The organism is Cryobacterium sp. Hb1 (assembly GCF_004403585.1).
Lineage (GTDB): Bacteria > Actinomycetota > Actinomycetes > Actinomycetales > Microbacteriaceae > Cryobacterium > Cryobacterium lyxosi.
Window position 1 is genome coordinate 1 of record NZ_SOHI01000036.1, and the last position, 25,561, is coordinate 25,561.

The window sequence follows — 25,561 nt, forward strand, 5'->3', positions numbered from 1 at the left end:
ACGGCCTCGTCTTTGTACTCAGGAGTGAACTCCCGGCGTGTCTTTCCCATGTGAACATTCTCTCTTGTGAGGTGTCCACTCAACGGGGGCAAGGCCACGATCGTCTCGACGAGAATGGCGTGGCGGGTGTGTGGCGGCTATATGGCGGTTCACTGGCGTCTCCGTGGCGTGGTGATAGTGGGAGAGGTAGCGCCAATATGAGATCTATGAACAAGACACGAATCGTCGAACTGCGTCAGGAGCATGGCTGGACTCAAGAGCGTCTCGCGGCTGCGAGCGGCGTTGGGCTTAGAACCATTCAGAGGCTGGAAGCGGGAGACGACGCAAGCCTTGAGACGCTGTCCCTCGTCGCCGAGGCCCTGCGAGTTCCGGTGCGCGACCTCTTCACCATGATCGAGGACGCAGACCTCAGCAATCGCGTCGCGTCTCTGCAGGTCCGCACGGTAGAACAGCAGGCTGCACGCGACAGATTCACCGGTGCTTGGCGATGGCTATACATCGGGATCGGAATCGTTCTGACCCTAGTCAGTTTCATTCTCGGACAGTACGGACCGGTCTTGTTCCTCGCATACTGGACGGGCGGTTATCTGATTCTGGTGGCGATCCGCAGGATCTACCTCGAACCGCGCCTTGAGGAAAAGTACCCACTCTCCCGCAGCAGGAGGGAACTTCGGGCACGACGGACAAAATGGAATGTCTCCGAGTTTGAGGACGTAAAGCCCGTCGCCTGAGCAGGGCAGCGAGCGGTCCACGACCCGCACGGTGTTCGGCTTACGAAGATCTCAGGACTCTGCCATTCTCAAGGAATGGATTGGCCCACAACTGAACCCATTATTTCTGTGCGACTTTTGTTGGAACCGCTGTCGGTGGAGCATGCGCCTGCGATGATCGAGGTTCTGGCCGACCCTGCGCTCTATGAATACACCGGCGGAGAAATACCGTCTCTGACGGTGTTGGAAAAACGTTATGCCGCGCAGGCCGTTGGGCACTCTGATGATGGTTCGCAAGGGTGGTTGAACTGGGTCGTCATTAAGCGAGACATCGGGAGGCCGGTGGGATTCGTACAGGCAACCGTCGAAGACGACGGGGCGCATCTCGTGGCTGACATCGCTTGGGTCATCTCACCGAACTGGCAAGGGCAAGGAATCGCTTCTGAGGCCGCTCAAGCGATGGTGGCCTGGTTGCGATCACACGGAGTCCGCCGCCTCACAGCGCACATTCATCCCGACCATCAGGCATCAATGATGGTGGCGCAAAATCAAGCCCTACACGCGACCTCATCGAAGAAGGATGGTGAAACTCGCTGGGAATCCCAGCAACCATAGAACGCCCGTTAGAGGTTCCTCTCCGGGCACGGCGCTCGGTGCCGGCCGACAGGCTGTTTCGATCCAAATGTGAGTCGGATCATCGTCAGGTTTTAGAGCACTTCAGCTCGGACGGTGCCGTGACCTGCGTCGGCACGTGCTCCGGACAGGTGACCGCAAAAGAACCATTTTGGAGGTTGGGTGTTGTTTGGCATATCGTTTGGGCATGCCGGATCTTGATGGCCTCCGGGCCATAGCTCACCCGTTACGCCTGCGTTTGCTTTCGCTTCTGACTGCCGAGGCTCTCAGCGCTACGGAGGCGGCGCGTGTCTTGGGCGAGAGCCAAGCGAACGTGAGTTACCACCTGCGTCGTTTGGCTCAGGCGGGACTCGTGCAGCTGGTTGAGGAGTTGAATATTCGTGGCGGGACCGCCAAGCGCTATCGACACGATCCCGCGAGCGGCGAAGCGCTCGGTTCGGGCCGCGTCGATGAGCACCAGGCTCTGATGAGTTCCCTCGCCGCAGAGCTGATCGCCCGCAGCGCGCGTTACCTGTCAGAATCCGAATTCGTGTTCACCGAGGCGGAGGTCACCGTCTCCCGTGAGGCCTGGGAGCATATCCGCGACATGTCACGCGAGATCGGAAAACTCATCCACGATGAGGCGGTGCCCTCCGCCACACCAGAAGGCATCCGGATGAGTGCCACCCTCGCATTTTTCGAAGTCGTGAACCACGACACCGCCCCGCGAACATGAGTAGCGGCTACCTCGAGGTACTGCGCACGACCGGCGCGCTGAGGGTCTTTGTTCCCGCGCTCGTCGGGCGACTCTCGTTCGCCATGGTGACTTTAGTGCTGCTCTTCGCGGTGCAGCGAAGCACGGATTCTTTCGCGGCCGCCGGCGCGGCTACTGGGGCTTTCGGGCTCGCGAACGTGATCGCTTCTCCGTACCGCGCACGATTCGTCGACCGGCGCGGACAGCGGTTTGCACTCAACTCGCTAGCCATCGCTTTCGCGGTCGGCCTCGGCGGCATTGCTGCGCTGACAGCCCAGCCCGACCCTTCGTCAGGGGCGCTCGTTGGGCTGGCGGCCATTGTCGGGTTGTTCCCCCCACCGCTCGGCGCCTCGATGCGTGTGCTCTGGGGTTCGCTGACAGCGCCGGGAGCGCTGCGGACGAAGGCGTACAGCATCGATGCGGTCTGTGAGGAATTGCTGTTCACGACGGGGCCATTGATCGCGGCGGCCATTCTCAGTGCGGCATCGCCGCCGGTCGGACTGCTCGCTACTGCCACGGTGGCGCTGGCCGGAACCCTCGGCATGACAAGCAGTTCGCTATCGCGACAGCACGTTGCGGTCACCGCTGCCCCCCGGAAGAGCTCACGGCCGTTACGACAGAGCGGGTTCGTCGCAGTGTTGATCGCGCTACTCGGCGTGGGAGTCATACTCGGAACCGTGGAAGTGGGCGCACCCGCAATCGCCGACAGACAGGGATCGGTCGGCCTGGCCGGCATCCTTCTCGCCTCTTTCGCAGCGGGAAGCGCAGTCGGAGGCCTGCTCTACGGCCAACGAACCTGGAGGAGCTCGCTCGTAAAGCGACTACTCATCTCGGTCACAGTCATGACCGCGCTGTGCGCACTGCTCACGACAATTGAGTTTGCCGTGGTCCTCGGCTTCGGGCTCGCTGCGGTGGGCTTCTTCCTGGCCCCGTCGCTCGTGACCGGCTACCTACTCGCGGACGACCTCACCGCTCCAGAGGTGCGCACCGAGGCATCGAGCTGGATCAACACGGCAGTCAACGCTGGCGCCGCCGTTGCCGCCGTAATAGTGGGGTTCGCCATGGACGCCATAGAACCCCGTCTGGGATTCATCATCGGCGCCGCGGTGTCCTTCATCCTCCTGATATCCGCAACCGTGCTAATACTCAGAAACAACAAAGCCGAGCCCGTCGTAAGTCAATTGCAATCGGCGTAGATGAAACGAGACGCCCAGCACCGCGATGGTGAGTGCCCGCAGGACGTTCCCAAGTGACACGGCAGCGGCGCACTCGGCCACCGGGTGGTTTGGCCCCAGATCTGTCGCGCTGGACCTCCCTCTTGCGGATCGATGGGACTGCCTACCGAAGACACGGTGGCTCGTCGGCTGGCGCACGAACCGATGGGCTGGCGTCCGACCACGCTGTTGGTCCGGGTACGCCGCTATCGCTGCGGCGGGTGCGGGCATGTGTGGCGGCAGGACATCACGAAGGTCGCTGAACCGCGGGCGAAACTCTCCCGGCGGGGCCTGCGGTGGGCGCTGACGGGCATCGTGTGTCAGCATCTGACCATCGCCCGGGTCACTGAGGGCCTGGGCGTGGCCTGGAACACCGCGAACACCGCGGTCCTAGCGGAAGGCAAACTGGCCCTGATCGATGATCCGGGGCGGTTTGACGGGGTGCGGGTGATCGGCGTAGACGAGCACGTCTGGCGGCATACCCGCCGGGGCGACAAGTACGTCACTGTGATCATTGACCTCACTCCAATCCGCGATGGGACGGGCCCGTCGCGGCTGCTGGACATGGTCCAGGGACGCTCCAAGGCAGTGTTCAAGACCTGGCTCGCCGACCGGCCCCAACCCTGGCGAGACGACGTGGAAGTCGTCGCGATGGACGGGTTCACCGGCTTCAAAACCGCCACCACCGAAGAACTACCCTGCGCCGTGGCGGTCATGGACCCGTTCCACGTCGTGCGTCTGGCCGGGGACGCCCTTGACGGCTGCCGGCGCCGCGTCCAGCAGCCGTCCACGGGCATCGGGGGCGCAAAGGCGACCCGCTCTACTTCGCCAGGCGCACCCTGCACACCGGCGCGGACCTGCTCACCGACAAACAGCAACAACGTTTGACCGACCTGTTCGCCACCGAAACGCACGTGCAGGTCGAAGCGACCTGGGGCATCTACCAGCGGATGATCAACGCTTACCGAGACGAGGACCGAATCAAGGGACGGGAGTCGATGGAGAAGCTCATCGAATCGGTCAGCTACGGCGTCCCGGCCGCCCTCACCGAGCTTGTCACCCTCGGACGCACCCTCAAGAAACGAGCCGCAGACGTCTTAGCGCACTCGACCGGCCCGGCACCTCCAACGGGCCCACCGAGGCGATCCAATGCCGCCTCGAACACCTCCGCGGATCAGCCCTGAGATTCCGCAACCTCGCCAACTATGTCGCCCGCTCACTCCTGGAAACCGGAGGATTCAGGCTCCGACTTCACTCTCAATTATGAAGAGCCGGTTACATCCTGAAATTCAGGGACCCCGACAACGTGGCGCTGGAACTCTTCGCCCCTGCCTGAGGCGTGTTCGACCTGATGTGTTCGATCCAAGACATGTTGGATGCGCTGCCTAACGGCGTATCGCTGTGCCGTCGGGCCTCTGGCCAGATAACCTCTGGCCAGATATGTTGCACTGCGCCTACAGTGAAGTCATGTTGCACTCAACTCGGCAAGGCTCCGGTAAGCCACTCCTGCTGATCCATGGGCTCGGTTCCAGTATTGGCAACTGGAACCCGGTGATCCCGGCGCTGGCCGCTGAACGCGAAGTCATCGCCGTCGACCTCCCCGGCTGCGGCGAATCCGCGCCGCTGACCGGCGAAACCACCATTGCCACGCTGACCGATTCCGTCGAAGCCTTTATCCGCGACGCGGAACTGGGTGACCTTGATCTGGTAGGCAGCTCCATGGGCGCCCGGATGGTAATGGAAATGGCACGCCGCGGGCACGCTGGCACCACGGTCGCACTGGACCCTGGTGGATTCTGGAATGACCGCCAGGCAGCGATCTTTGGTACAAGCATCAAGGCATCCGTCGCACTGGTGCGCCGCATCCAACCGGCGCTCCCCTTCCTCACGGGCAACCCTGTGGGTCGCACGGCCCTGTTTGCACAGTTCTCCGCCCACCCCTGGAAGCTGCCACAGGATCTGGTCCTGCACGAGCTTCGCGGGTTCAAGACATCGACCAGCCTGGACCCGTCCCTCAACGCGCTGATTCACGGACCCCGCCAGGAAGGCGCACCGGCTGGTTCACTCAAGGGCAAAATGGTCATTGGATGGGGGAGGAAGGACAAGGTCACCGCTCCCAGTGAGGCGGCGCGGGCCACGGAGCTGTTCCCGGATGCAACGCTGCACTGGTTCGAAAACTGCGGTCACTTCCCGCACTGGGACCAACCAACGGAAGCGGCGCGCCTGATTCTCGATAGCACCGGCTGAGCTGCGGCTGAGCGCCCGGGCGGAGCCAGATTGCCCCGTTGATGCCTGAATCGGCGGGGAAGTTGGGCCGTCCGTTCAAGGATCACCGTCGGAGGGGATCATCTACCGGTATCGGGCCGACATCCCGTGGCGGGACCTGCCGCCGCACTTCGGGCCGTGGCAGACGGTCTGGAAACGCCACCGCCGCTACAGTGCCGACGGGACCTGGGACGAGGCCCTTGCTTCGCTGCTGACCCGGGCGGACGCCGCCGGGCTGATCAATTGGGAGGTGTCGGTGGATTCCACGGTCAACAGCGCCGACAGCGTGGCACCAACCTTCCCCGCGGGCGAGGCTCTTCCTGAAGGCCTCGAACCGCACCTGCTCTAGGTTGCTCACTTGGCCCCGCAACCGTTCCGCGACGACCTCCCTGTCGGTGACGAACGCCTCGATGCTCATATCTCTTCCGGTCCTGGGCCGAAGCCTGCGAAGCTCGCCGATCGTGGCTGTCAGGGCCCGCATCATCATCGCCTGGAAATCCCACAGCGTCTGGTCACCGTCAAAGAAGAAGATTGCCATAAGGCCATCAAAACAGACCCGTGCCTCCGGCAGGAACTATGTCGCCGAGTGTCCCGTTCAGGGTTCGGCTTACGGACCCCTCACTGATAGTGAGCTGATCCCAAGGCGTTTAATTACGTGACGCTTCGTTTATCCAGGCCATGGTTCGCGCCTTCGCCCATCAGCTTCAGGGCGACGTCCAGGTCGGGCGCGTCAATGATCTAATGACCAGCGGCGCACTCTTTGGTTTCGACGAATGGGCAGTCGGTGAAGACCGGCTCGTTGCCACTCCCGTCGATCACGGTCGAGGCCGTCGGGTCGGCGAGACCGGCGGCGAACACCCAGTAGCCCATGGTGACCAGCTTCTTGTTGAATGCGTTCATCGCGACCGCCTCTTGGGTGGTTCCGGATTCGCTGCAGTAGTCGATGGCGTTGACCAAGTACTGCATGGCTTGATTCTCTCTCAGGCGTAGTTGGGGCGGCCAGTGAGCCGGTAGGTGTGGGCCAGGACTCCGGCCGGGAACGTCCGCGTTTCCACTAGTTCGAGCCCGAAGTCTCTACCCTGCTGCGGGAACAGCCGAAGACCGTCTCCCACAATGACCGGGCACACGATGAGGTTGATCTCGTCGACGAGTTCGCTATCGAGCAGCCAGCGCGCCAGCACGCCGCTGCCGACGACCAGCAGCTCGCCGTCCGGCTGTGCCTTCAGCTCGCGGATGCTCGCCGCGATATCCCCCGAGATCACCGTCGTGTTCTTCCACGCCGGGTTGGTCAAGGTGTTGGACACGACATATTTCGGGCGAGGATTCATCGCGCTCGAAAACGGGTTCGAATCGTCGGCCTGAGCACCCCAATATCGTGCGAACAGCCCGTACGTCTTGCGACCGAGCAGGAACGCGTCCGCGCGCTGCCACGTTGAAGCTATATATGCGGACGACTCCTGATCGCCGGTCGGGATGGCCCAGCCGCCGCGCGCAAAACCGGGGTCGAGCTCGTCATTGTTGCCGCCGTTTGCCTGCATGACGCCGTCAACGCTGACCTGGATCGAGATCGTGAGATTCATGGTGATGCTCCCTTGTTCCGAGTCACCTCCGCGGGCGGCTTCCCTACTTCAACGAACACGATCGACCCGATCCGACAATTGTTCCTCAAGACCTTCACATTTTTTACACCTGCAGCGTTGGCCGGGGGAGTCGAGAAGCCCCTGGGTCGGATCAGTGTCGAGGACTCTCGACGATCCGCGCTGGGCTGGGCTGGGCTGGGCTGGGCTGGGCTGGGACAACGATTTTTCCCCGCGGCGACCGCCTTACCCAGGAGATAGAAGAACTCACCGCGCAGGAACGTTTGTTGATCGAGACCGACCGAAACAGGACGAGATGTTGAGATACGAGTAGAGACACGTCACACAAGAACCTCTACAACCTGCGCACCGACGGCCGTGCGCCCTCTGGCATTCGAGTCGGCCGGAAGATCCGCTACCGCGTTTCCGACATGCTGCGGTGGCTGGCCTCCACGAGCCGGAACCATCCGCTAGCGGTCGGGAGCGGGCGCGTCGTGTGGGACCGATCCCGACCGGCCAATTCTGCAGGAGTAGCCGTGTCCCGGCTCATCCGCCCGGTAATCCACGATGGCCTGGACGACGGTCGCCGGGGAATCTACCGCGAGGATGTCTGCGCAAGCGGAACCCTGCTAGCGCATAAGAAAATGGTGTCGGTTCGCAGACAGTGCAGTTGCCCTTGTCGAGCTTAAGCGTAAGGTGTTTTTGAGAATGCCACCTACTCCAATGTTCCATTCTGGACTACAGCCCTCCGTCCTTTGGAAGGTCTCCCGGAATACCGGCGATAGCATCCGTTTGTCAGGAAGAGCCGTCAGAGTGCGTGTAAACAGAGGCACCAACGGTAATCATGAAAGGATTCGTCATCATGAAGGTTGTACGATTTTCTGCCCCCAATACTGCCTTGGAGTTCGCCGAGTACGATCTTCCCGACGTTCTGCCCGGACACGTGCTCGTGAAGGTCGCGGCCAGTGGTGTGTGCCACAGCGATGTCATGCCCGCCGCAGGCATGGCTTCGTCCTATCCCCGTGTTCCCGGGCATGAGGTTGCCGGGACCGTCGAGACCCTTGGGGAGGGCGTCTCGCAGTGGTCAGCGGGCCAGCGTGTGGGGGTGGGATGGTTTGGCGGAGCCTGCTTTACATGCACCCCATGCAGGCGCGGGGACTTTGTTTCATGCATCGTGGGAAAGGTCACCGGACTGACCGCGGACGGCGGCTACGCTGAGTATCTGCTCGCCCCCGCCGATGCCCTTGCGGCCGTACCTGACGCTCTCGCATTCACGGATGCGGCTCCGCTGATGTGCGCCGGAGTGACCACGTTCAATGCTTTGCGTAACAGTGGTGCTCGGGCCGGGGATGTCGTCGCTGTCCTGGGACTGGGCGGTCTGGGTCACCTCGGGGTCCAGTTCGCGGCCAAGATGGGTTTCGAGACGGTTGCGATCGCACGCGGCGCCGAGAAGGAAGCATTCGCACGCGACCTTGGCGCCCACCACTACATCGACAGCACCATCAACGATGTCGCGGCGGAATTGAAAAAGCTTGGCGGCGCGCGCGTCGTCTTGGCCACCGTTACCGATGCCCACGCCATGTCTGTAACTGTCCCCGGACTCGAACCGAGGGGACAGCTAATCGTAGTCGGCGTCCCGCAGGAGCCCCTTGCTGTGAGTGCCGTGGACTTGGTGCTCGGTAGTCGTTCCGTAGCCGGGCATGCCTCGGGAACAGCGAAGGATTCAGAGGACACTCTCCGTTTTGCCGCCCTGACCGGCGTTCGCCCGATGATCGAGACCTATCCGCTTGAAAAAGCGGCTGAAGGCTTTGACCGCATGATGTCTGGTGACGCCCGATTCCGCGTGGTCCTAACCGTAGATTAACGAACTGGTAGCCGCTTGTACCGTCGGCCTCGGTGAGGCGGCACCGGCGTTTTTTGGGCCCTACCCGGACTGACTGATCAAAGGTGAAATAGCCGTTGATGTGGGCGATGGATATGGGTGGCTTGTGGATTTGTAGAGTATCCGGCACTGCCTCGCATCCGGGCCGCCCGACCGGTGGTGGGGCCGGCAAACCGGCCCGATGTCCTCGAGCGGGCGCGGATCCTAACGGTGGTGAACTCGACCTCGTTCGTGGACTTGCCGCCGATCCAGATTTACGCGCAGCTGCTCGATAAGGACGTGTATGTACGGAAACATCCTCTATTCATGGCATCCCGCAGGTCGTCCACGCAGACCGGGGCACGTCAATGACGAGCAAGATCGTCGCCGCACTGTTCTCTGACCTAGAAGTGACCAAATCGCACTCCCGACCCGGGGTGAGCAACGACAATCCGTACTCAGAGACATGGTTCAAGACGTTGAAGTTTGCCCCGGTATTCCCTGAAAATTTTGGCACCATGGGCGACGCCCCCAGTTCATGGACACCTTCGTCGAGGGCCGCAACCACGCCCAACGGCATACCGGCATCGGCCTGAACACCCCGCCGATGTCCACTACTGACTCGCCGCCGGCAAAGCCCGTGAACGGTCCAAAACGCTGGCCGCAGCCCGCGCCCGAAACCCGGAACGCTTTGGCATGCACTCCGACCCGCAGATCCTCGCCGCTCCACCGCGGCGTGGATCAACAAGCCCACCAAAGCACAACAAACCGAGCCGAAACTAGCCGCTTAACCTCACGCTGGCCTCATCGATCTTGACAAACTCCGCCCACCCAAGCCCGCGCCATCCGCCTCGAATTCTTCAGCGTCACCGTCGTTCTGGAACCTTTCACAATGACCGGGTGAGGCATTATCCAATCACTATTTTTACGTTAGATGGTCTGCACCAGAATGGATGCCACCACGATCGACGCCGTCGTGACTGTGGTGAAGCCTCCCACCAGCATGGGTGTGATCAGCTCATCGAAAATCGCTTTTTGTTCGTGTTCGTCTCGACCCACGGACCGACTTATTTCCTGACAGAGAATGTAATCGCCTGGAAAGCCAAACAATGCCGTTAAAGCGACGGGGATGCCTTTGAGCGGATCCCATTTTAATATTTTCGAGGCAATCCATCCCCCTCCGATGATGCCAGCTCCGCCGACCCCGAGGATGAGGAGCACGGGCCAAAGTCCCTGAACCATGTCGTTCCACGTGACCGAGCTCATACTCGCAAGAACGACGACAATGACCGTGGCCATCGCGAGACCGAATGCATTTGCTCGTTGCATCGCTTTTGCTGGAAAAATGCCGAGCACGTGGCCGATAATCCCAATCAGAAGTGCCCAGATTCCGTAATTGACGCCGGTGAGGGAACCCAGCCAGCCGAATTGGCTATGCAGGGAACTGGTTTCGGCCGTCTTTCCATACCTGGCTGATCATGCTGCGAAGTGAGGTCAGTTGATCGACGGAGACGAGTTGAGCGTCCAAAACTACGGCGTCTGCCAGGTAGGTGGGGGCCAAGCGTCCGATGGACCCTACCGGGGTGATGAGTTCTCCCGCTACCGAGGTCGTGGCAGAAAGTACCTGTTCGAGGGTCATGCCCGCATTAGCGAGCAAGGCCAGTTCGTCGAGGTTTTCGCCGTGCACGCCGACCCCCGAATCGGTGCCCATGGCGATGCGCACGCCGGCGCTGACTGCCCGCCTGATAGATTCCCGATGAATATCGATGACTTGGTGCGCTTTTGCGATCACCTGCGGCGAGAGGCCGCTGGTTCCCGTAGCCGCTTTGCGAATCACGGCCTCCGGCGCGGCGAGGGTGGGAACGAGGTACGCCTTTTTCTCGAGAAAGAGCGCGATGGCTTCGTCGTCGAGATAGATGCCGTGCTCAATGGTGCGTACGCCCATGCGCAGCGCGTTCTTGATGCCGGCCGCTCCCTGGGCGTGGGCCATTACATATTTGCCCTGCGCCTCGGCCTCTTCCACGATGACGCGAATTTCGGCTTGGGTGAACTGGGAGTGTCGTGGGTCATCGGTGGGGGAGAGTACTCCGCCGGTTGAGCAGATCTTGATTTGATCCGCGCCGGCGCGCAGCATCCGTCGGGTCACCTTGCGTACCTCTTCGACCCCGTCGGCGATACCGCTTGGACGGCCTGGATGGGGCCCCATGGTCGGCGATTCCACGCCGGACGGCTGCCAAAAGTCCGCGTGCCCGCCGGTCTGGGACATGATGCTGATGGCCAGGCGCAGTCGTGGACCCTTGATCAGTCCGCTGTCGACGGCGAGTTTCGTGCCCAGGTCGGCGCCGCCTGCGTCGCGGGCCGAGGTGATTCCAGCCCGCAGGGTGGATTCGAGGTTTCGAACTGATTCGTAAAACTGCAGGGAGAACGGTTCGGTGAATGCCTGAAGCGAGCCCGGATTCGAGGTGGTGGCGTGAATGTGCAGGTCGATCAGGCCCGGCAGCACTGTCTTGCCGCTGCAATCGATCACGGTGGCGTTTGCGAACTCCGGGTCGGATCCGGCGTGCGCGCCAACGGCGGCGATGATATTTCCGGTGAAAACAACATCTGCTGGTTCGGCGAGGAAGCGTTCGCCGTTGAAGACATGGGCGTTTCGAAAAACGGTGGAGGTAACAGTCATCGTGACCTTTCATTGAATGCCGACAGAACGAGCCTTCGAGCCCGGAGCATGTCGAACGCAGAGGCTAAGTAATCTGCCGACAGAGAACAAGGCGAGAGGGGAGTTTCTCGGCAGCATCAGTGCTGACGATCGTCGTCTGGCGCATGAGATCCCCCTCCTTGCCCACACGTGATTGTTCCGTATCCAACGCTCAAAGTAAACGGGGTACCCACAGCAAGGCTGATGCCCACTTCATCGAAAATGATCTTTCAAGCAAAGGCTAGTGTCCGGCGTCGTAAATCCGTGAGTGAAAACCAGATGATGAGTTCTTGCTAAAAAATTGACATTGCAAGGCAGCAGAATTTCGCCTTCATCGTTGATGGCGACTGCGCAGCGGTCGGTTTCACCTGGGTGGGACATTCGTCGTCAGGCGACTTTGACGGCATGGCGTCAAAGTCATAATATGAGTTGGCAACTCACATACTGAGTTCTCAACGATGAGGAGAAACGCTATGGACGACTGGGCAGTAATCGCGGTTACCGCTGGGGTGATTGTCGCGATGGTTGTGTTGATCGTGAAAGTGCACCTGAACCCGGCTGTGGCATTGGTCATCGGTGCCGGTGTGATTGCTCTCGTCGCCAGCGGAAATGTGGCGGAATCGGCGAGTATCGTCACCGGCGGGTTCGGCGAGATCATGGCCGAAATCGGCCTGCTCATTGCGTGGGGCGTGCTCATCGGCGCCATTTTGAGCGAGGCCGGGGCCATCCAACGCCTGGTGGAAGGGCTTTTGCGGGTCTTCGGGGCCCGTCGCGCGCCCTATGCGTTCGCGACGACTCTCGCTGTGGCGCTGCCCTCGATCTATATCGACGTTTTGCTCGTCATGAGCGCACCCTTAGGGCGACGGATGGCGGCACGCCTCGGTCGCACCGGCACCGCGCGGGTTGCCACTGCCATCGCCGTGGGACTCGAATGCGGCATCGTGATGATCGTGCCGGGCGTGGGTGCCCTCGCCCTGGCCGGGCTTCTCGGCGTACCGCTTGGTGTGATGCTGCTTGTCGGCGTGGTGGTCACCGTGCCGACCATCCTGCTTACACTCTTCGTGATGTATTTCGCCTACGACCGCGGTTTCTGGAATCCGGAGCGCGATGAATCCGTGACCTTCATCGACGCGGAGGCAGGTGATGAGGGTGACGATGTGGATGCCCCCCGGCCGGCGACAGGCTATACCTCAGTCATCGCAACGGTCGGCGCCCCGCCCCGCGCGCGGACCCGCGTGCAGCAGTCGACCCGCGAGCCCGCTCTTGGGCTGCTTTTTGGGCCCATGATCGTGTCGCTGCTGTTCGTTGCCACCGGTGCGATTGTGCAGGCAACGGATGCTGACCTCGGCCCGATCGGCATCCTCTTCGAGCCGGTCTTTGCACTGCTGGTCGGGTTGCTCGGCACGAGCCTCGTTGCCCGGCTCACCATCGGCGGCGAACGAGTCGAGAAGGCCGTTTCCCGCGGCTTCCGGGAGTCGGGTCAGATCCTCATTCTCACCGGCGCGGGAGGTTCCCTTGCGGCGGCCGTTGCATCGACGGGCATCGGCGAGATTCTGGGCTCACTGTTCACCACTACGACTGTCGCCCCGCTACTGATTGTTTGGGTCGTCGCCGCAGTGCTTCACATGGCTATCGGATCGGTGTCGATTTCGGCCATCACCGCCGCAGGGTTGCTCGCCTCCGTTATGAGCGAGATCGACGTTGCTCCGGTGCTCGTGGCCCTCGCCGCCGCCGCCGGGTCCCTCTTCGCCGTGCACGTCACCTCGAATACGTTCTGGCTGCTTCAGAGCTCGCTCAACCAGTCCACCCGTGGCACGTTCAAAACCTGCACGCTCGCGGTATCCGTCGCTTCCGTGTTCGCACTCGGGTTTACGATGCTGCTCAGTTTGGTACTGTGATCGCCGAACCGAGAGCTTGGCTCAGACGGGCGCCGGCCGCCACCACCGACGGAGTGAGGCGGGTGACGACATCCGGTGTCATTCGCGAACTCGGGCCGAGCAAGCTCAGGGCCCCGAACAGTGAGCCGCCGTGTTGGAACACCGGCGCCGCCACGCTGCTTACCGACGACGTGCGTTCCCCGACCGTATACGCGCAGCCGTGCTCGCGCACCGTGATCAGGGATCGGCGCAACTCATCGACGTCGACGACCGTTTCTTCCGTCAGGGCAGGTAGCGGATGTCTGAATACCCGGGCCGCGAGCTCGTCGTTCCATGCCAGCAGCACCCGGCCCGAGGATCCGACGTTTACGGGTGATACCTCGCCGAGGGCGATCACCCGTCGTACACTGTGCCGACTCTCGGCCATCGCGACGCACACGCGCAGCTCGCGCGTGGAGATGAACAGGCACGCGGTTTCACCGGTCTCATCTCGCAGGGCGGCGAGCACGGGCTGTGCCAACTCACCCACATCAAGACCGTGGAAAGCGGATGCCGCCCAGGTCGCCATGCGCAGACCGATGCGAAATTGGTCGCCGTGGCGGTCGAGAAACCCGCTCTGCACGAGATTGGCGACCAGGCGTTGTACCGTCGACGCCGGCAGCCCGGTCGCGGTGCGCAGATCGGCCAGCGACCGCTCCGGAGTCGAAAACGTGAACTCGTCGAGGATGGTACTGATTTTCGCCAGCACGAGCAACGGACTGTTCGACGCTACTTTGCCTGCCATTCCGCGAGTTTATCGGTATCCCCAACCACTCATCAAAGGAGAACCCATGTTCGATGCATCACGACAGGACAGCACTGTGTCCCTGGCCGACAACGGGACCGTATCGGAGGCTACGTATTCGCTCGCGCTCATTCCCGGTGACGGCATCGGCGTCGACGTCGTGGCCGCCGCCCTTGTGCCGTTGCAGGCGGTAGCTGACAAGCATGGTTTCGCGGTGCAGCAATCGACCTTCGACTGGTCGTGCGCGCGCTACCTCGAGACCGGATCGATGATGCCCGACGACGGGCTCGAGCAGCTGAGTGGGCACGATGCGGTTCTTCTCGGGGCGGTGGGGTGGCCCGCACAGGTGCCGGACTCGGTATCGCTGCATGGGCTGCTGCTGCCTATCCGTCAAGGATTCGATCTCTTCGTGAATATGCGCCCGCACCTGTTGCTCCCCGGCATTACGGGGCCGTTGCGCAAATCTGAGTTCGATATTCTGGTGATTCGAGAGAATACCGAGGGTGAATACTCCGGTGCGGGCGGACGCGTGCATCAGGGCACCAAGATCGAGGTCGCGGTTGAGACGGCGATTTTCACGAGGGCCGCAGTCGAGCGCATCCTTCGCTATGGGTTCGAGCAGGCGCGCTCGCGCTCGGGTCGACTCGCTTCGGTCACCAAATCGAACGCGCAGAAGCACACGATGGTGTTCTGGGACGACGTGACCGACGAACTCGCCGCCGAGTACCCAGACGTGACCGTCACGCGATACCACATCGATGCCATCGCGGCTCGATTCGTGACCCACCCGGAAACCCTGGACGTTGTCGTGGCGTCCAACCTGTTTGGCGACATTCTCTCCGATATCGGAGCGGCCATTCAGGGCGGACTCGGGTTCGCCGCGTCAGCCAACATCAACCCCGACGGCGGTTTTCCGTCGATGTTCGAACCTGTGCACGGATCGGCGCCCGACATCGCGGGCCAAGGCATCGCCAACCCGATCGCCACCATTTGGAGCGTCTCGCAGATGCTGCAGCACCTGGGGGAGAAGGCGGCCGCAGCCGACCTGCTGCGCGCGCTCGGCACCGTCACGGCCACGCCCGAGCGGCTCACCCCCGACTGCGGCGGCACCGGAACCACCGACACTGTCGCCGCCCAGGTCGCCGCCGCCCTATGACCTGCGCGGCCGCCGGATCGACCTTGTCGAAATCTCGCGGCCGTTCGTGCCTTCACTGCTGACGACCGCGGTATCGGCCTTAAGATGCTCACCGGCGAGGGCGCCGCAATCGACACAACGACTAAGCGGGCGGGAAAGACCGCACTCGCGAGTGCAGTTCCTCCCGCCTGCTCGTCCATGTAGCTTTGTCGAACCCCGGGTTTGGTGAAGGCTCGGTTGGACCCGTCCAGTCCGATCCGCGAGACGATCGAAAGTGTCAGGAAAAGCTATGGCCTCCTCGACGTCATGCAGCGCTCAGACAGCGTAGAGCGTCAGTGGATCCTTCACGCCGAAACCGTTCCGGAGTTCCGCCACGCCCCGAAACGGCTACGCGATCCGCAGCCTCAAGTGAAGAGGCTCACGCCACCTGGACCAACCAACAGTCCCACGACGATGAGCACAATACCCCAAAGAATCTGTCGTCGAAATAGCGCGAAAATGCCTGCAATAACGAGAATTACTGCAATGATCCAGAGAATTGTTGCCATGGTGCTGCTCCATTTCATTCAGCGCCAACGGGCCGTACGCCCATAGCGGTTTTCGATCTGTTGAATCGAACGTACCCCCCTGCTCGGTCTCTGACCACTGTGTTTATCCAAAATGGCGTGGAGGTGAGGCGCTGTCATCATGTGTTAGCGGCCATGCGAAACGACCAAGAGAACCCAAGCACGGTCACGCCCCCGAGGGAATGCCCCTATTGATGTCGAGAGACTTTTTGTTCCGGATTGGGTTGTTGAGTTTTGTCGTCGAGCTATGCGCTGAAGGCGACTTCCAGCAATGCGAATATTTCGTTGGCGACGTGGCGTTTGAGGCAGCGGACGATGTCGCGGTCGGAGAGGCCTTCAGCAGTCCGCCGGGCAATATAGGCCGTACGGGGTTCTTTATGGTGTTTGCGAAGCAGCACGATGCGGTGCACGGCTACGCTGGCCTTCCGGTCACCACCGCGAGAGAGACGGAAGCGCTGCCATGTTCCGGAGGATGCTGGTATCGGTGCGACGCCGCAGAGGGCTGCGAATTGATCCTTGGGAGCAATGTGATGTCGATTGTCAGCGGCGGTGGCGAGCAGGTGGGCGGCAACGAATGGGCCGACTCCGCTTGCGGCCATGAGGGCCGGGTTCTGACGAACGGCGAGGACAGTGAGTTGCTGGTTGATATGGGCAATGTCTGCCGTCAGCGCCTGGTGGCGTTGCGCGAGCCGTTTCGCGGATGCTCGAGCTATCACCTCCGGATTGGTTCCAGGCGCCGGACGTGTGCGCGCGAGAGTGACCGCCAGTTTGGCGCCGTCAAAGCGACGAAAATTCTGTCGGACTGCCTCGGGCGCGCTGACCAACAGTCCGTGGATCTGATTGATGCTCGCGGTGCGTGCCTTGGTGGCTGAGGAGCGTTCCGCGAGCAAGATCCGTATCGATTCGACATCGCCGTCGCATTGTCGGACACGGCGTGATCGAAATGGATATCCCCTCCGAAAATTCCGAGCTCCGTACCGGCTACTGGGGGAGTGGCTTTCTTGAAGGATGTTTCCCAGCGCCTCGCCAGCATTCGCGCTTAGCCTGCGGGGCGAGCGGATTTCAACTCTCCGTCGCCGCGGAAGAGACTTAGACGATGCTGAGAACGATTTTTCCGTGGAACCCATCACGGCTGGCGGTGGTTCGTCGTCTTCAACCTTCGCGATTTCTCCAGGTCACCAAGATTGCTGTTGCTGTGGCGATTGCCTGGTCGCTGTCCCCTTTTCTCCCTGGGGACGCTCAGGAATTGCGGTACTACGCGCCGCTGGGCGCACTTTTGAGCATGCACCCAACGCTTATGCGTTCGCTCCGCAGCGCTTTACAAACCCTCGCTGGGCTGGCCGTCGGAATCGCCCTCGCCGGGGCCGTGCTCCTCCTGAGCGAGCCCAGCGTGTGGACGATTTCGCTGGTCATCGGCCTTGGCTCTCTTATCGGAGGAATGCGGTGGCTTGGTGTCGGCGGGGAACAAGTACCCCTGACCGCTCTTTTCGTTCTCATCATCGGCGGCCCGGAAGCCGATGATTACTCGGCCGGGTATCTTGCCCAAGTCTGTCTGGGAATAATAGTGGGACTTTTGGTCAACCTGCTAATTTTGCCGCCTCTTGTTATCGGCACGGCTGTCGAGCGGTTGACTAGTTTTCGGGGCACCCTCGCCACGCACCTCAGCGATATCGCCGTGGCCTTGGTCGAGAGTTGGCCTCCGGAGCGTGAACTCTGGGCGACCAGAGGCAACGCACTTACCGACGCGGCCCGAGATGTCAGGTCGGCTGTACAGTACGCCGACGAGAGTCGTAAGGGGAACCCTCGCGCTCGGTTCAACCGCAGAAATCTTGTTGCCGACTATGAGGACCTCGCGGCTCTGGAGAACGTCACTTTTCACGTGCGCAACCTGACTGAGGTTTTTGCGGGCATGATCTGGGGTAAACCTATTCCCCTTGAGCTGCCGCCCGAGCTGCGGCCGGTTCTGAGCGATGCCCTGCACGCGGTCGCAGAAACTTTGCGTGCCACGGACGACGGCCCGCCTGATAGCGCACCCTTTGATGCTGCCGTAGTGGCAGTCGAGGCGATTCTGCACGGCATGCAAGAGTTGGGTGCCGGGACGACATCGCTCAGCCCCACGGCCGCGATCGTTATCGATCTGAAGCGCATTTTGGTCGCGCTACGCCCTGGGACCGAGAGGGATTCTGAAGAGTCTCCCTCGCCCGTCGTTTAGCCCATCCCATCGCTTGTTCACGCTGCTGAGGTTCCGTGCACGGGTACCTTCTCGTTCCTGCCGGTGTTGGTGGGACCGTGTTGTCGACCGGGCATTCATCAAGACATGACCTGTCCTTGACATCCACGCACGGCAGAACGATGACGTACGTCACAGTGCTACCCGCACGGTGTACTGCAGGATTAGTTCCTGACAGAACCTGATCAGGCGGCCATCCCAAACACCGCGGGCACTTGATCGAGAGCGTGATCAATGCCGCGCAGCTGGCGTGAATCGTCGCCGTGACTGTCATCCGCTGATGTGGCGGCCAAGCGCAATGCTGATCAACCCGAACGGCGACCCCAGCATTGTCGAGGATTTAGCCGTCATCATGCCTGCGGACACCGTCGACCACGCCAGAATGGTCTTGGCATTCGGCCGGCCCAGTGACACGCACCCAAGATCGTTTTGCGAGGCTGGTCAGCAGAATTGGGGTGAGAGCACGTTCGTGGGCGCTCACCCGCGGCGTACCCAAGCGCGTCGGGCAGTCCCAGGCCTCGGCCAGGCCGACTGCCTGCGCAGCTACCGGACATCCGTCTCGAAGCATTACGGCGGAGCGGCGTAGATCGAACCTTCCAATCGGGCGAATTCGGTCTTCAAGCCCCGGTAAGGAATGGGAGCATGGCGTCCAAGAGGACGTAGCGGCCCACAACCTGTCCAAGGCTGCAGCAATGCATTTTTCGCGGTGAGCGCGATGCCGTGACCACCGATAAAAGAGTTCGGCCGTGGTGTGAGCGCGTCCCGTCGTGCGGGATCGTGACGCGGCGAGACTGTTCAGCTCGTTGATCGCCGCTTGGCAGCGAAGGGCCCACCGGAGCACGATGGCTGCGTCGGTAGTGAACCCCATTCGCGGCCACGAAAACGCGATACTGACCTGCCCGTTTCCGCGCAAAGTATCGGCGGAGTGTGGGTGCATCTTCCTCTTCGTGTCAGGGACGTCGTCGGCAAGAATTAAATTCCACTGGTGACATAGGCTCTTACTTTCGTCGGTCACGATCGGCGCCGCTTTCATTGCTGGTTCTGACGCGCGGTTTGCGCCACACGGACTCGACGCGGGCCAGTTCGTCGTCAGTTGCCATTCGGAACGGTCCGGCGCTTGTCACCTCGACCGAACGCCGGGATTGACCGCGGGTAGCGACAAGACTGGCGACGATCGACACGGTCAAGATAGAGGCTATGACGAGAAGCGATACCGTGGTGGGTATGTAAAAGACTTCGAGCAGCAGCATTTTCACCCCGACCCAGACGAGGAGTACGGCAAGACCGATCTTCAGATAGACGAAGCGGTGCATTAGGTCGGCGAGGAGAAAGTACATCGCCCGGAGCCCGAGGATCGCGAACGCGTTGGCGGTGAAGACGAGGAACGGTTCGGAGGTCACGGCGAATATCGCGGGAATAGAGTCGACGGCGAAGACGATGTCGGTGACCTCGACGAGCACGAGTACTGCGAGCAACGGGGTCGCCAGAAGAATCCCGCCTTTCCTAATGAGGAGGCGCTGTTCGTAAAAGGCATCGGTCATCGGTACGTGCCCGCGGAACCAGGTGTAGGTGCGGGACTTCTCGGGGTCGAAGTTTTGATTCCGGTGACGGAGCATCTGAATGCCCGTGAAGACCAGGAACGCGCCGAAGATGTAGAGCACCCAGCTGAAGTTCTCGATCAGGGCAGCGCCTGCTGCAATGAAGATCCCGCGAAAGACCAGCGCTCCAAGCACACCGAGAAACAAGACGCGGTGTTGAAACTGCGGTGGTACGGCGAATGCGGTGAAGATGATCGCCCAGATGAATACGTTGTCGACCGCGAGTGACTTCTCGATCACGAAGCCAGCGAAGTATTGCTGGCCGAATTCGGCGCCGAATAGCCACCAAATGATTGCGCCGAAGGTGACGCCGGACGCGACCCAGAAGATCGACCATCCCGCGGCTTCCTTCACACCGATGATGTGCGCCGTGCGATGGGCGATGAGGTCGATGGCGAGCATGGCCATGATGACACCAAGAACAGTCAGCCAGGCCCATAGAGGAACGGTCATTGCAGATGCCGCCTTCCGAGATGAGTTCACTCGGAGGTCTGGTCCAGCCTGGTCGGCCAACTCCGCCGAACCCCGATGACGGGATCGAATTGACGACGAAGCTTCTGGGGATTACTCCCCTCCTGGGGGTAGTAAACCAGACTTCAGCAGCAAAGTCGATAGGTTCAGGCCGGATCCACAATCTTTGTGGGCTTCCTCGACACCGTGCGGGTCAGAGGTTTCAGCGTATGCGGCGGTGAGTTCGGGGAAGATGACCCGTCGTCGAGGGTGTCGGTGGGGTTATTCATGGTGGCCAGATCGAGCATTGAGGCGGTGGAGAAGTAGCGGCGTTTCCGGGCTTCCCGTTCGTCGTGCTGCTCGATCAGGATCGATCGGGCTAGGCATAACAGGGCTGCGGGGTCAGGTCCACAGCTGAGCCTGTTCCCTGTCACGGGTCTTAGGGACTCCGAATCGGTCCAGTGGGCGCTGCACGGTGTGTGCTCCAACGCGACTGGACCGATTCCCCAGGCGCTGCGTCGGCTGTGTCGCATGAAGCAGGGTCATTTACCGCAAACGCGAGGCCCGCCGGCGGTATCTGCGGGGAATAGTCATGCACGGGTCCTCTTTCGGCCGAATGCCGCGAACGCGCCAAGTCCAAGGCCAATTGCGGGCAGGACCAGCGCAGCAAGACCCAGACCGAGAGCAACCTCGGCGTCAGACCCTGATGCGCTGGTCACGGGCGATTTGGGCGTGGCAGAGTCCGCGCTCGCACAACGGTAGCCAACCTTCCGCCTCTGCCCGACTTCCAGCCCGGTCAGGCGAGTCCAGTGTCCCATTGTGCTGGGGCCGCTGTTATCGGATTGTTCGTGATGGTATCAACCGCGTCCTCGGGTCCAACCCGATATTGAACCATCATGTCGTGATCCTCATGCACGGTGTTGTGACAGTGAATCATGTACCGGCCACGATGTGGCCCGAACTTCATCAGGAGCTTCACGTTTTCATTCTCGCCGACGTAGACAACGTCTTTCGGACCCTTCTCATGTGCGAATGGAGCCCGACCGTTCCGGCTGAGAATTTGAAAATCAATCAGGTGTAGGTGCATGGGGTGAAACCAGCCGCCGGCGTTGTTGGCAAATTCCCAAACCTCAACCGAGTTCAGTTCTGGATTCGCCAACACCTCACGGAAGTTACTGGCAACGACTTGCTCCCACGTACTGCCGTTCACGGTCCACAAACCGTTATTGCGGTTGACCCGGAAGGAGCGCTGAACCGTCGCTGCGGAAGACTTGAGCGACATGACCTCGCAGGGGGCCAGTTGTACGGGAATCGTGTTCCAGGTGGGATCGTTCGTGTCGACCGTGTCCGGAACGACGTCGAAAGCCATGATCGAGTTCGTGAATTCGTAGTCGACATTGTTTTTATTGGACAGGTTTCGCAACACGATCCGTTGGCCTGGCGTGTATTTACGAAAATCGATGAGGATTTCATAGCGCTCGGCTGGCGCGTGGCGCCAGCTCGCCACGGACTGGGATACCGGCATCAGACCGCCGTCGGTGGCGACCATTGTCACGGGATCGCCCGTGCTGAGGGTCGGACGCAGTGACCGGGAAAGGCAGGCGTTGAGGACGCGGAACCGGTAAACGCGCTTTTTGACTTTCATGACCGGCCACGGCCTGCCGTTGACCATAATCACATCGCCCCAGAGCCCGGAGTGGTCATTACTGTCATAACCAAGTGATCCGTCGACGGCGAACATGGCGTCATTAATGGTCAGGGCCACGTCGAATTCTCCTTGGGGAAGGAGCGCTCGTTCAAGCGGATCATGCATGTGATACTGCGCGGCCAGGCCCGAGTAGACGTTGATCGCGGTGTTATGCACCGCATGATCGTGGTACCACACGGAGCGGGCCGCTTGAAAATTCGGGTACAAGTAGTCCTTGCGAAACCCCGGATTCGTAATGTCGTTTGCATAGCCGTCATATTGCGGCAGCGAGGCCGATCCATGCAGGTGCGTGGACGTGAACAGCGGATGACCATGGATCGGGTGCTTAGCGGGTAACTGATTACGCACCCGCAGCACAGCCTTCGTCCCTTGATCGACGCTGATGGTGGGACCAGGGAAAATACCGTTATACCCAAGAATCGGGGTCTTTAATCGGGGGAGAATAGCGGCACTGGCCGCCATCTCCGCGACGGTGTAATACTGCACGGGCGCCCCATCGACGGGATCAATACCCGTTCGATCCGGTCGCAATATGGGCGCCTGAACGAAAGGTGTTTGAAAGGGCCTGGGTAATTCACTTGGATCAAGAGCGCTCGCAGCTCCTGCTTCCGCCTTCCGCAGGGGGAGTGTCAACAAACCCACTCCTACCGCTCCTACACCACCTAATAACAAAACTTGTCGCCGTGAAATAGTCATGCTGCTAATCCTTTTTTATGCTGTTGGATTAGGCACGGTATAACGCATCGGAGCGGGTGGATATGGATCTTTTCTTACAGAAGTGTGACGTCTGGAGCCGGGAGAAAATCAGGCATTATGGTTATTCTCTGGTGCCAAAAAAATAGCTTCATCATGAAATTTCAATAACCAGGGTGGACCGGATGGTTTCGCCCTGTGCGGCGGTCTGCCTGGCCGGGGACAACAGGCCTTGAGGCTCCAGCCCCGTCACCCCGACGACCACCCGCACCCGGTGGATTACTGGGGAATCCTTCCACGCAACTCCGGTGCAGGCTCGGCCGACATCCAACCGTGACTCACCAATGAGTTCACGCCGATAGCGCACGCCACGCCCCGTCATTAATGACCATAGATACTCCCCGCGGCGTGCGGAGCTCCGTCCTGCTGGTGGAAAGAACAATGACCACTGCGACTCCGAGCAGCACGAGAAGAAACGAACTTACTGCCACCAGCCGGCGACGATGCTATTACCGCCGACCGAGAAGAGAACCAGTATTGCCAACAGTTTCAAGCGGTCAATGCAACGATTGCATAACATTACGAACGTATCGCCCAGGAATTCAGAATTTGTTACATAGTTTGTCAGACGGTCTGCGTGGTGCGAAAGATCAGCGCGCAAGCCACAGCGACGTGAATTAATCCTGTTCCGCGGATGCTGAAACCGTGGCTTCTTAGTCGCAGTGGTCATTGACGTTATCTCGACAGCTATGTGACCGATTTCTTGTCTATCAATTGTCTTGACATCTCCCATTGAGATCACATAGATTTTAAGCGCTGCCCTGGACCTTGTCAGTGGATTCACTCACCACGTCTAGGGAGTCCCTTGTCTACAGTTACTATTCGATCGTTCCGGCCCGCATCGTGACCGACGCCGAGACGGAGCCGCGTTCTCCGGAAAGCAGTATCGGCGGTCATCTGCTACTCGAACGGGTGGCCGCGGGTGACGCACTCGCCTTCGGCTCCTTGTATGACGCCTTCGTCGCCGACACCTATGCAATCTGCCTGAATAAGTGTGCAAACCCGTCACTGGCCGACAAAGCCATGGCAAAAACATGGATCTTCATATGGAGCCATGCCGCCGCACTTAACGACCAGGCGGGTTCAACGAAATTCATCGTGCTATCCGCTACTTGGACCGTCACCTCGCAGGGCGGCAGATACTTCCCCAGCTGATTACCGGATAGTCAGGGTGATGCATTCCTTCCCCATTCTGAGACTTCTCATGCGTCCGGTTGGATTCTGGTGGACCGTGCTGTTGACGGCGATGTTCGAGCGTTCGAGGTGCTCGTACGGCGGCACGGGCCGCTGATACGCATGTACGTGATGCGCATCCTGGGCGCTAAAAGCGAGGTGGACGACGTCGTCCAAGAAACATTCATCACGGCATGGGCGAAACTGCCGAATCTAGAGAGAACCCTGCTGTGGTCAGGACACGGCGTCGGCGCGGCTTATTCGTGGGGGCAACCCGCATAAAGACGGTCCTCGAGTGCTGGGCGCTGCTCACTCTTGCCTACTGTTTAGGTGGCTGTTCAGGCTGTCAGGTGCTTTGCGCGGCCGTGAGCGCCTTGGCCTTGCCCCGGTGAGTAGACACCTCACAAGAGAGAATGTTCTTAGCCTGGCGCAGCCACCGGAGCCCCCGTGTCGATCGTGTGCACCGACGGATGCTGAAGCAGACTGACGGTATCGGTGAGCCGGCCCGAGGCGATGGTGGCGTGTAGCGCCCGCTGCTCATTCGCGTCCGTAAATAACGGAGTTGGCGCTGAGCCCTGCGACGACAAAGTCGACCAGCGCGGCAGTTGATGAGTTCAGGCCTGGGACGCGAATTCGCCGGTACCGGTGGTTGCGTATACTCAGTCGCAGCGACACGGGGTGCCGACTGGATGACGGTCGGCTGAGATGACACCCGTTGAACCTGATCTAGTTCGAACTAGCGAAGGGATGTCACGGAGAATTTCGTGTACCAGAGTGGTGCCGGATCTCGTCCTTTCGCCTTACCTAAGGTGAAGAAAATCATGCAAATAGCAGAACAGATTGTCCTGGTCACCGGCGGTGCACGCGGCTTGGGTACAAGCATCGTGCACGCTTTCGCGGCTCAGGGCGCCCGGGTCGTCATTAACTATCGCAACAGCGCCGCAGCGGCGGAGACCCTGGTTGCCAGCTATGGTCCTGAACACGCTTTTGCTGTGCGGGCCGACGTCACCGACCGAGAACAGGTCGCGGCAATATTCACGCAGGCTCAGGCACATTTCGGGTCCCCTGTTACAACGGTGGTCAATAACGCGTTGGCCGATTTCCGCTTCAACGGCGATGCCCGCTCCGGCGCTGCCGACATCAGTTGGGACGAGTTCGAGGCGCAGTTCTCTGGCAGTGTCCGCGGTGCCCTGAACACGACCCAGCAGGCGCTGGCCGGCATGCGCGAAGCCGGGTTCGGCCGCATTATCAACATCGGCACGAACCTGTTCCAAAACCCGGTGGTGCCGTACCACGACTACACGGCCTCCAAGGCCGCACTGCTCTCATTGACCCGCACCCTTGCCTCAGACCTTGGCCCGCACAACATCGCGGTGAACATGGTCTCCGGCGGACTGTTGCGCACCACGGATGCCAGCGCAGCCACCCCCGAGGACGTGTTCGACTTCATTGCCGCGTCCACCCCGCTACGCAGGGTGACAACCCCCGCCGAATTTGCCGATGCGGTACTTTTTTTTGCTTCCCCCTGGGCGCGGTCGGTCACCGGGCAGAACCTGGTGGTCGACGGCGGCCTGGTGATGAACTAGGGGCGCGTCGGTC

General features: G+C 60.9%; 23 protein-coding genes, 4 pseudogenes and 1 riboswitch. Of the genes and pseudogenes, 15 read left to right on the top strand and 12 right to left on the bottom strand.

What is annotated here, in order from left to right:
* Positions 1 to 206 precede the first annotated feature (206 nt).
* The 7 genes and pseudogenes from E3T38_RS14865 to E3T38_RS17560 form a co-directional block, all read left to right on the top strand.
* On the top strand, positions 207 to 731 hold the full coding sequence (locus E3T38_RS14865) for a helix-turn-helix domain-containing protein (protein ID WP_134548909.1): 525 nt from the start codon (positions 207 to 209) through the stop codon (positions 729 to 731).
* Positions 732 to 806: 75 nt separating this feature from the next.
* Positions 807 to 1,325, top strand: coding sequence for a GNAT family N-acetyltransferase (locus E3T38_RS14870; protein ID WP_134548910.1), 519 nt, complete (start codon positions 807 to 809; stop codon positions 1,323 to 1,325).
* A gap of 205 nt (positions 1,326 to 1,530) precedes the next feature.
* Positions 1,531 to 2,058, top strand: a complete 528-nt coding sequence (locus tag E3T38_RS14875; RefSeq protein ID WP_134548911.1) for a helix-turn-helix domain-containing protein — start codon at positions 1,531 to 1,533, stop codon at positions 2,056 to 2,058.
* Complete coding sequence (locus E3T38_RS14880) at positions 2,055 to 3,272, top strand: MFS transporter (protein WP_134548912.1); 1,218 nt, start codon at positions 2,055 to 2,057, stop codon at positions 3,270 to 3,272. The genes E3T38_RS14875 and E3T38_RS14880 overlap by 4 nt, the downstream gene beginning before the upstream one ends.
* Before the next feature lie 123 nt (positions 3,273 to 3,395).
* A pseudogene (locus tag E3T38_RS14885) lies at positions 3,396 to 4,557 on the top strand (ISL3 family transposase); the annotation flags it as partial.
* A 200-nt stretch (positions 4,558 to 4,757) separates the two neighbouring features.
* Positions 4,758 to 5,537, top strand: coding sequence for an alpha/beta fold hydrolase (locus E3T38_RS14890; RefSeq protein ID WP_241984503.1), 780 nt, complete (start codon positions 4,758 to 4,760; stop codon positions 5,535 to 5,537).
* Between the two features lie 29 nt (positions 5,538 to 5,566).
* Positions 5,567 to 5,861 (top strand): annotated as a pseudogene (locus E3T38_RS17560) (transposase); the annotation flags it as partial.
* A 432-nt stretch (positions 5,862 to 6,293) separates the two neighbouring features.
* On the opposite strand, the gene E3T38_RS14900 reads toward E3T38_RS17560, so the two are convergent.
* A complete protein-coding gene (locus E3T38_RS14900; RefSeq protein WP_198417364.1) occupies positions 6,294 to 6,521 on the bottom strand; it encodes a YciI family protein in 228 nt (75 codons plus the stop codon).
* 14 nt (positions 6,522 to 6,535) lie between these two features.
* Positions 6,536 to 7,135, bottom strand: coding sequence for a dihydrofolate reductase family protein (locus E3T38_RS14905; RefSeq protein WP_134548914.1), 600 nt, complete (start codon positions 7,133 to 7,135; stop codon positions 6,536 to 6,538).
* Between the two features lie 859 nt (positions 7,136 to 7,994).
* Here E3T38_RS14905 and E3T38_RS14915 point away from each other — a divergent pair.
* Positions 7,995 to 8,996, top strand: coding sequence for an alcohol dehydrogenase catalytic domain-containing protein (locus tag E3T38_RS14915; RefSeq protein WP_104196290.1), 1,002 nt, complete (start codon positions 7,995 to 7,997; stop codon positions 8,994 to 8,996).
* A 308-nt stretch (positions 8,997 to 9,304) separates the two neighbouring features.
* A pseudogene (locus E3T38_RS17205) lies at positions 9,305 to 9,784 on the top strand (integrase core domain-containing protein); the annotation flags it as partial.
* 139 nt (positions 9,785 to 9,923) lie between these two features.
* Here E3T38_RS17205 and E3T38_RS14925 read toward each other — a convergent pair.
* The gene (locus E3T38_RS14925) at positions 9,924 to 10,349 is read right to left on the bottom strand and encodes a hypothetical protein (RefSeq protein WP_134548916.1); all 426 of its coding nucleotides are present in this window, start codon (positions 10,347 to 10,349) and stop codon (positions 9,924 to 9,926) included.
* A gap of 76 nt (positions 10,350 to 10,425) precedes the next feature.
* Entirely contained in the window at positions 10,426 to 11,670 is a 1,245-nt protein-coding gene (locus tag E3T38_RS14930) for an amidohydrolase family protein (RefSeq protein ID WP_134548917.1), read from the bottom strand.
* Between the two features lie 491 nt (positions 11,671 to 12,161).
* On the opposite strand from E3T38_RS14930, the gene E3T38_RS14935 reads away from it, so the two are divergent.
* The gene (locus E3T38_RS14935) at positions 12,162 to 13,586 is read left to right on the top strand and encodes a GntP family permease (protein ID WP_134548918.1); all 1,425 of its coding nucleotides are present in this window, start codon (positions 12,162 to 12,164) and stop codon (positions 13,584 to 13,586) included.
* Here the strand turns inward: E3T38_RS14935 and E3T38_RS14940 are convergent.
* The gene (locus E3T38_RS14940) at positions 13,570 to 14,349 is read right to left on the bottom strand and encodes an IclR family transcriptional regulator (protein WP_134548919.1); all 780 of its coding nucleotides are present in this window, start codon (positions 14,347 to 14,349) and stop codon (positions 13,570 to 13,572) included. The genes E3T38_RS14935 and E3T38_RS14940 overlap by 17 nt on opposite strands.
* 46 nt (positions 14,350 to 14,395) lie before the next feature.
* Between E3T38_RS14940 and E3T38_RS14945 the strand changes: the two genes are divergently transcribed.
* A complete protein-coding gene (locus E3T38_RS14945; RefSeq protein WP_134548920.1) occupies positions 14,396 to 15,505 on the top strand; it encodes a tartrate dehydrogenase in 1,110 nt (369 codons plus the stop codon).
* A 383-nt stretch (positions 15,506 to 15,888) separates the two neighbouring features.
* Here the strand turns inward: E3T38_RS14945 and E3T38_RS16800 are convergent, their stop codons facing one another.
* Complete coding sequence (locus tag E3T38_RS16800; protein ID WP_166786221.1) at positions 15,889 to 16,032, bottom strand: GPGG-motif small membrane protein; 144 nt, start codon at positions 16,030 to 16,032, stop codon at positions 15,889 to 15,891.
* A gap of 263 nt (positions 16,033 to 16,295) precedes the next feature.
* Positions 16,296 to 17,177 (bottom strand): transposase, encoded by an 882-nt coding sequence (locus E3T38_RS17565; protein WP_370449049.1) that lies wholly within the window; start codon positions 17,175 to 17,177, stop codon positions 16,296 to 16,298.
* On the opposite strand from E3T38_RS17565, the gene E3T38_RS14960 reads away from it, so the two are divergent.
* Complete coding sequence (locus E3T38_RS14960) at positions 17,147 to 18,262, top strand: aromatic acid exporter family protein (RefSeq protein WP_134548922.1); 1,116 nt, start codon at positions 17,147 to 17,149, stop codon at positions 18,260 to 18,262. The genes E3T38_RS17565 and E3T38_RS14960 overlap by 31 nt on opposite strands.
* A gap of 82 nt (positions 18,263 to 18,344) precedes the next feature.
* On the opposite strand, the pseudogene E3T38_RS17215 reads toward E3T38_RS14960, so the two are convergent.
* The 5 genes and pseudogenes from E3T38_RS17215 to E3T38_RS16805 form a co-directional block, all read right to left on the bottom strand.
* Positions 18,345 to 18,416: pseudogene (locus E3T38_RS17215) on the bottom strand (ferredoxin); the annotation flags it as partial.
* Positions 18,417 to 19,278: 862 nt separating this feature from the next.
* Entirely contained in the window at positions 19,279 to 20,331 is a 1,053-nt protein-coding gene (locus tag E3T38_RS14970; protein WP_134548923.1) for a TerC family protein, read from the bottom strand.
* A gap of 164 nt (positions 20,332 to 20,495) precedes the next feature.
* Entirely contained in the window at positions 20,496 to 20,762 is a 267-nt protein-coding gene (locus E3T38_RS14975; protein WP_134548924.1) for a hypothetical protein, read from the bottom strand.
* Positions 20,763 to 21,124: 362 nt separating this feature from the next.
* Positions 21,125 to 22,732: a multicopper oxidase family protein gene (locus tag E3T38_RS14980; RefSeq protein ID WP_134548925.1), complete on the bottom strand. Its 1,608-nt coding sequence runs from the start codon at positions 22,730 to 22,732 to the stop codon at positions 21,125 to 21,127.
* 151 nt (positions 22,733 to 22,883) lie between these two features.
* Positions 22,884 to 23,111, bottom strand: a complete 228-nt coding sequence (locus E3T38_RS16805) for a hypothetical protein (protein ID WP_166805540.1) — start codon at positions 23,109 to 23,111, stop codon at positions 22,884 to 22,886.
* Between the two features lie 452 nt (positions 23,112 to 23,563).
* Between E3T38_RS16805 and E3T38_RS14985 the strand changes: the two genes are divergently transcribed.
* From E3T38_RS14985 to E3T38_RS14995, 3 genes are all read left to right on the top strand, one after another.
* Entirely contained in the window at positions 23,564 to 23,944 is a 381-nt protein-coding gene (locus E3T38_RS14985) for a hypothetical protein (RefSeq protein ID WP_134548926.1), read from the top strand.
* A gap of 108 nt (positions 23,945 to 24,052) precedes the next feature.
* A complete protein-coding gene (locus tag E3T38_RS17220; protein WP_255452747.1) occupies positions 24,053 to 24,244 on the top strand; it encodes an RNA polymerase sigma factor in 192 nt (63 codons plus the stop codon).
* 382 nt (positions 24,245 to 24,626) lie between these two features.
* A riboswitch (TPP riboswitch) is annotated at positions 24,627 to 24,727 on the top strand.
* 56 nt (positions 24,728 to 24,783) lie between these two features.
* Positions 24,784 to 25,548, top strand: a complete 765-nt coding sequence (locus E3T38_RS14995) for a 3-oxoacyl-ACP reductase (protein WP_134548927.1) — start codon at positions 24,784 to 24,786, stop codon at positions 25,546 to 25,548.
* The last annotated feature ends 13 nt before the right edge of the window (positions 25,549 to 25,561 follow it).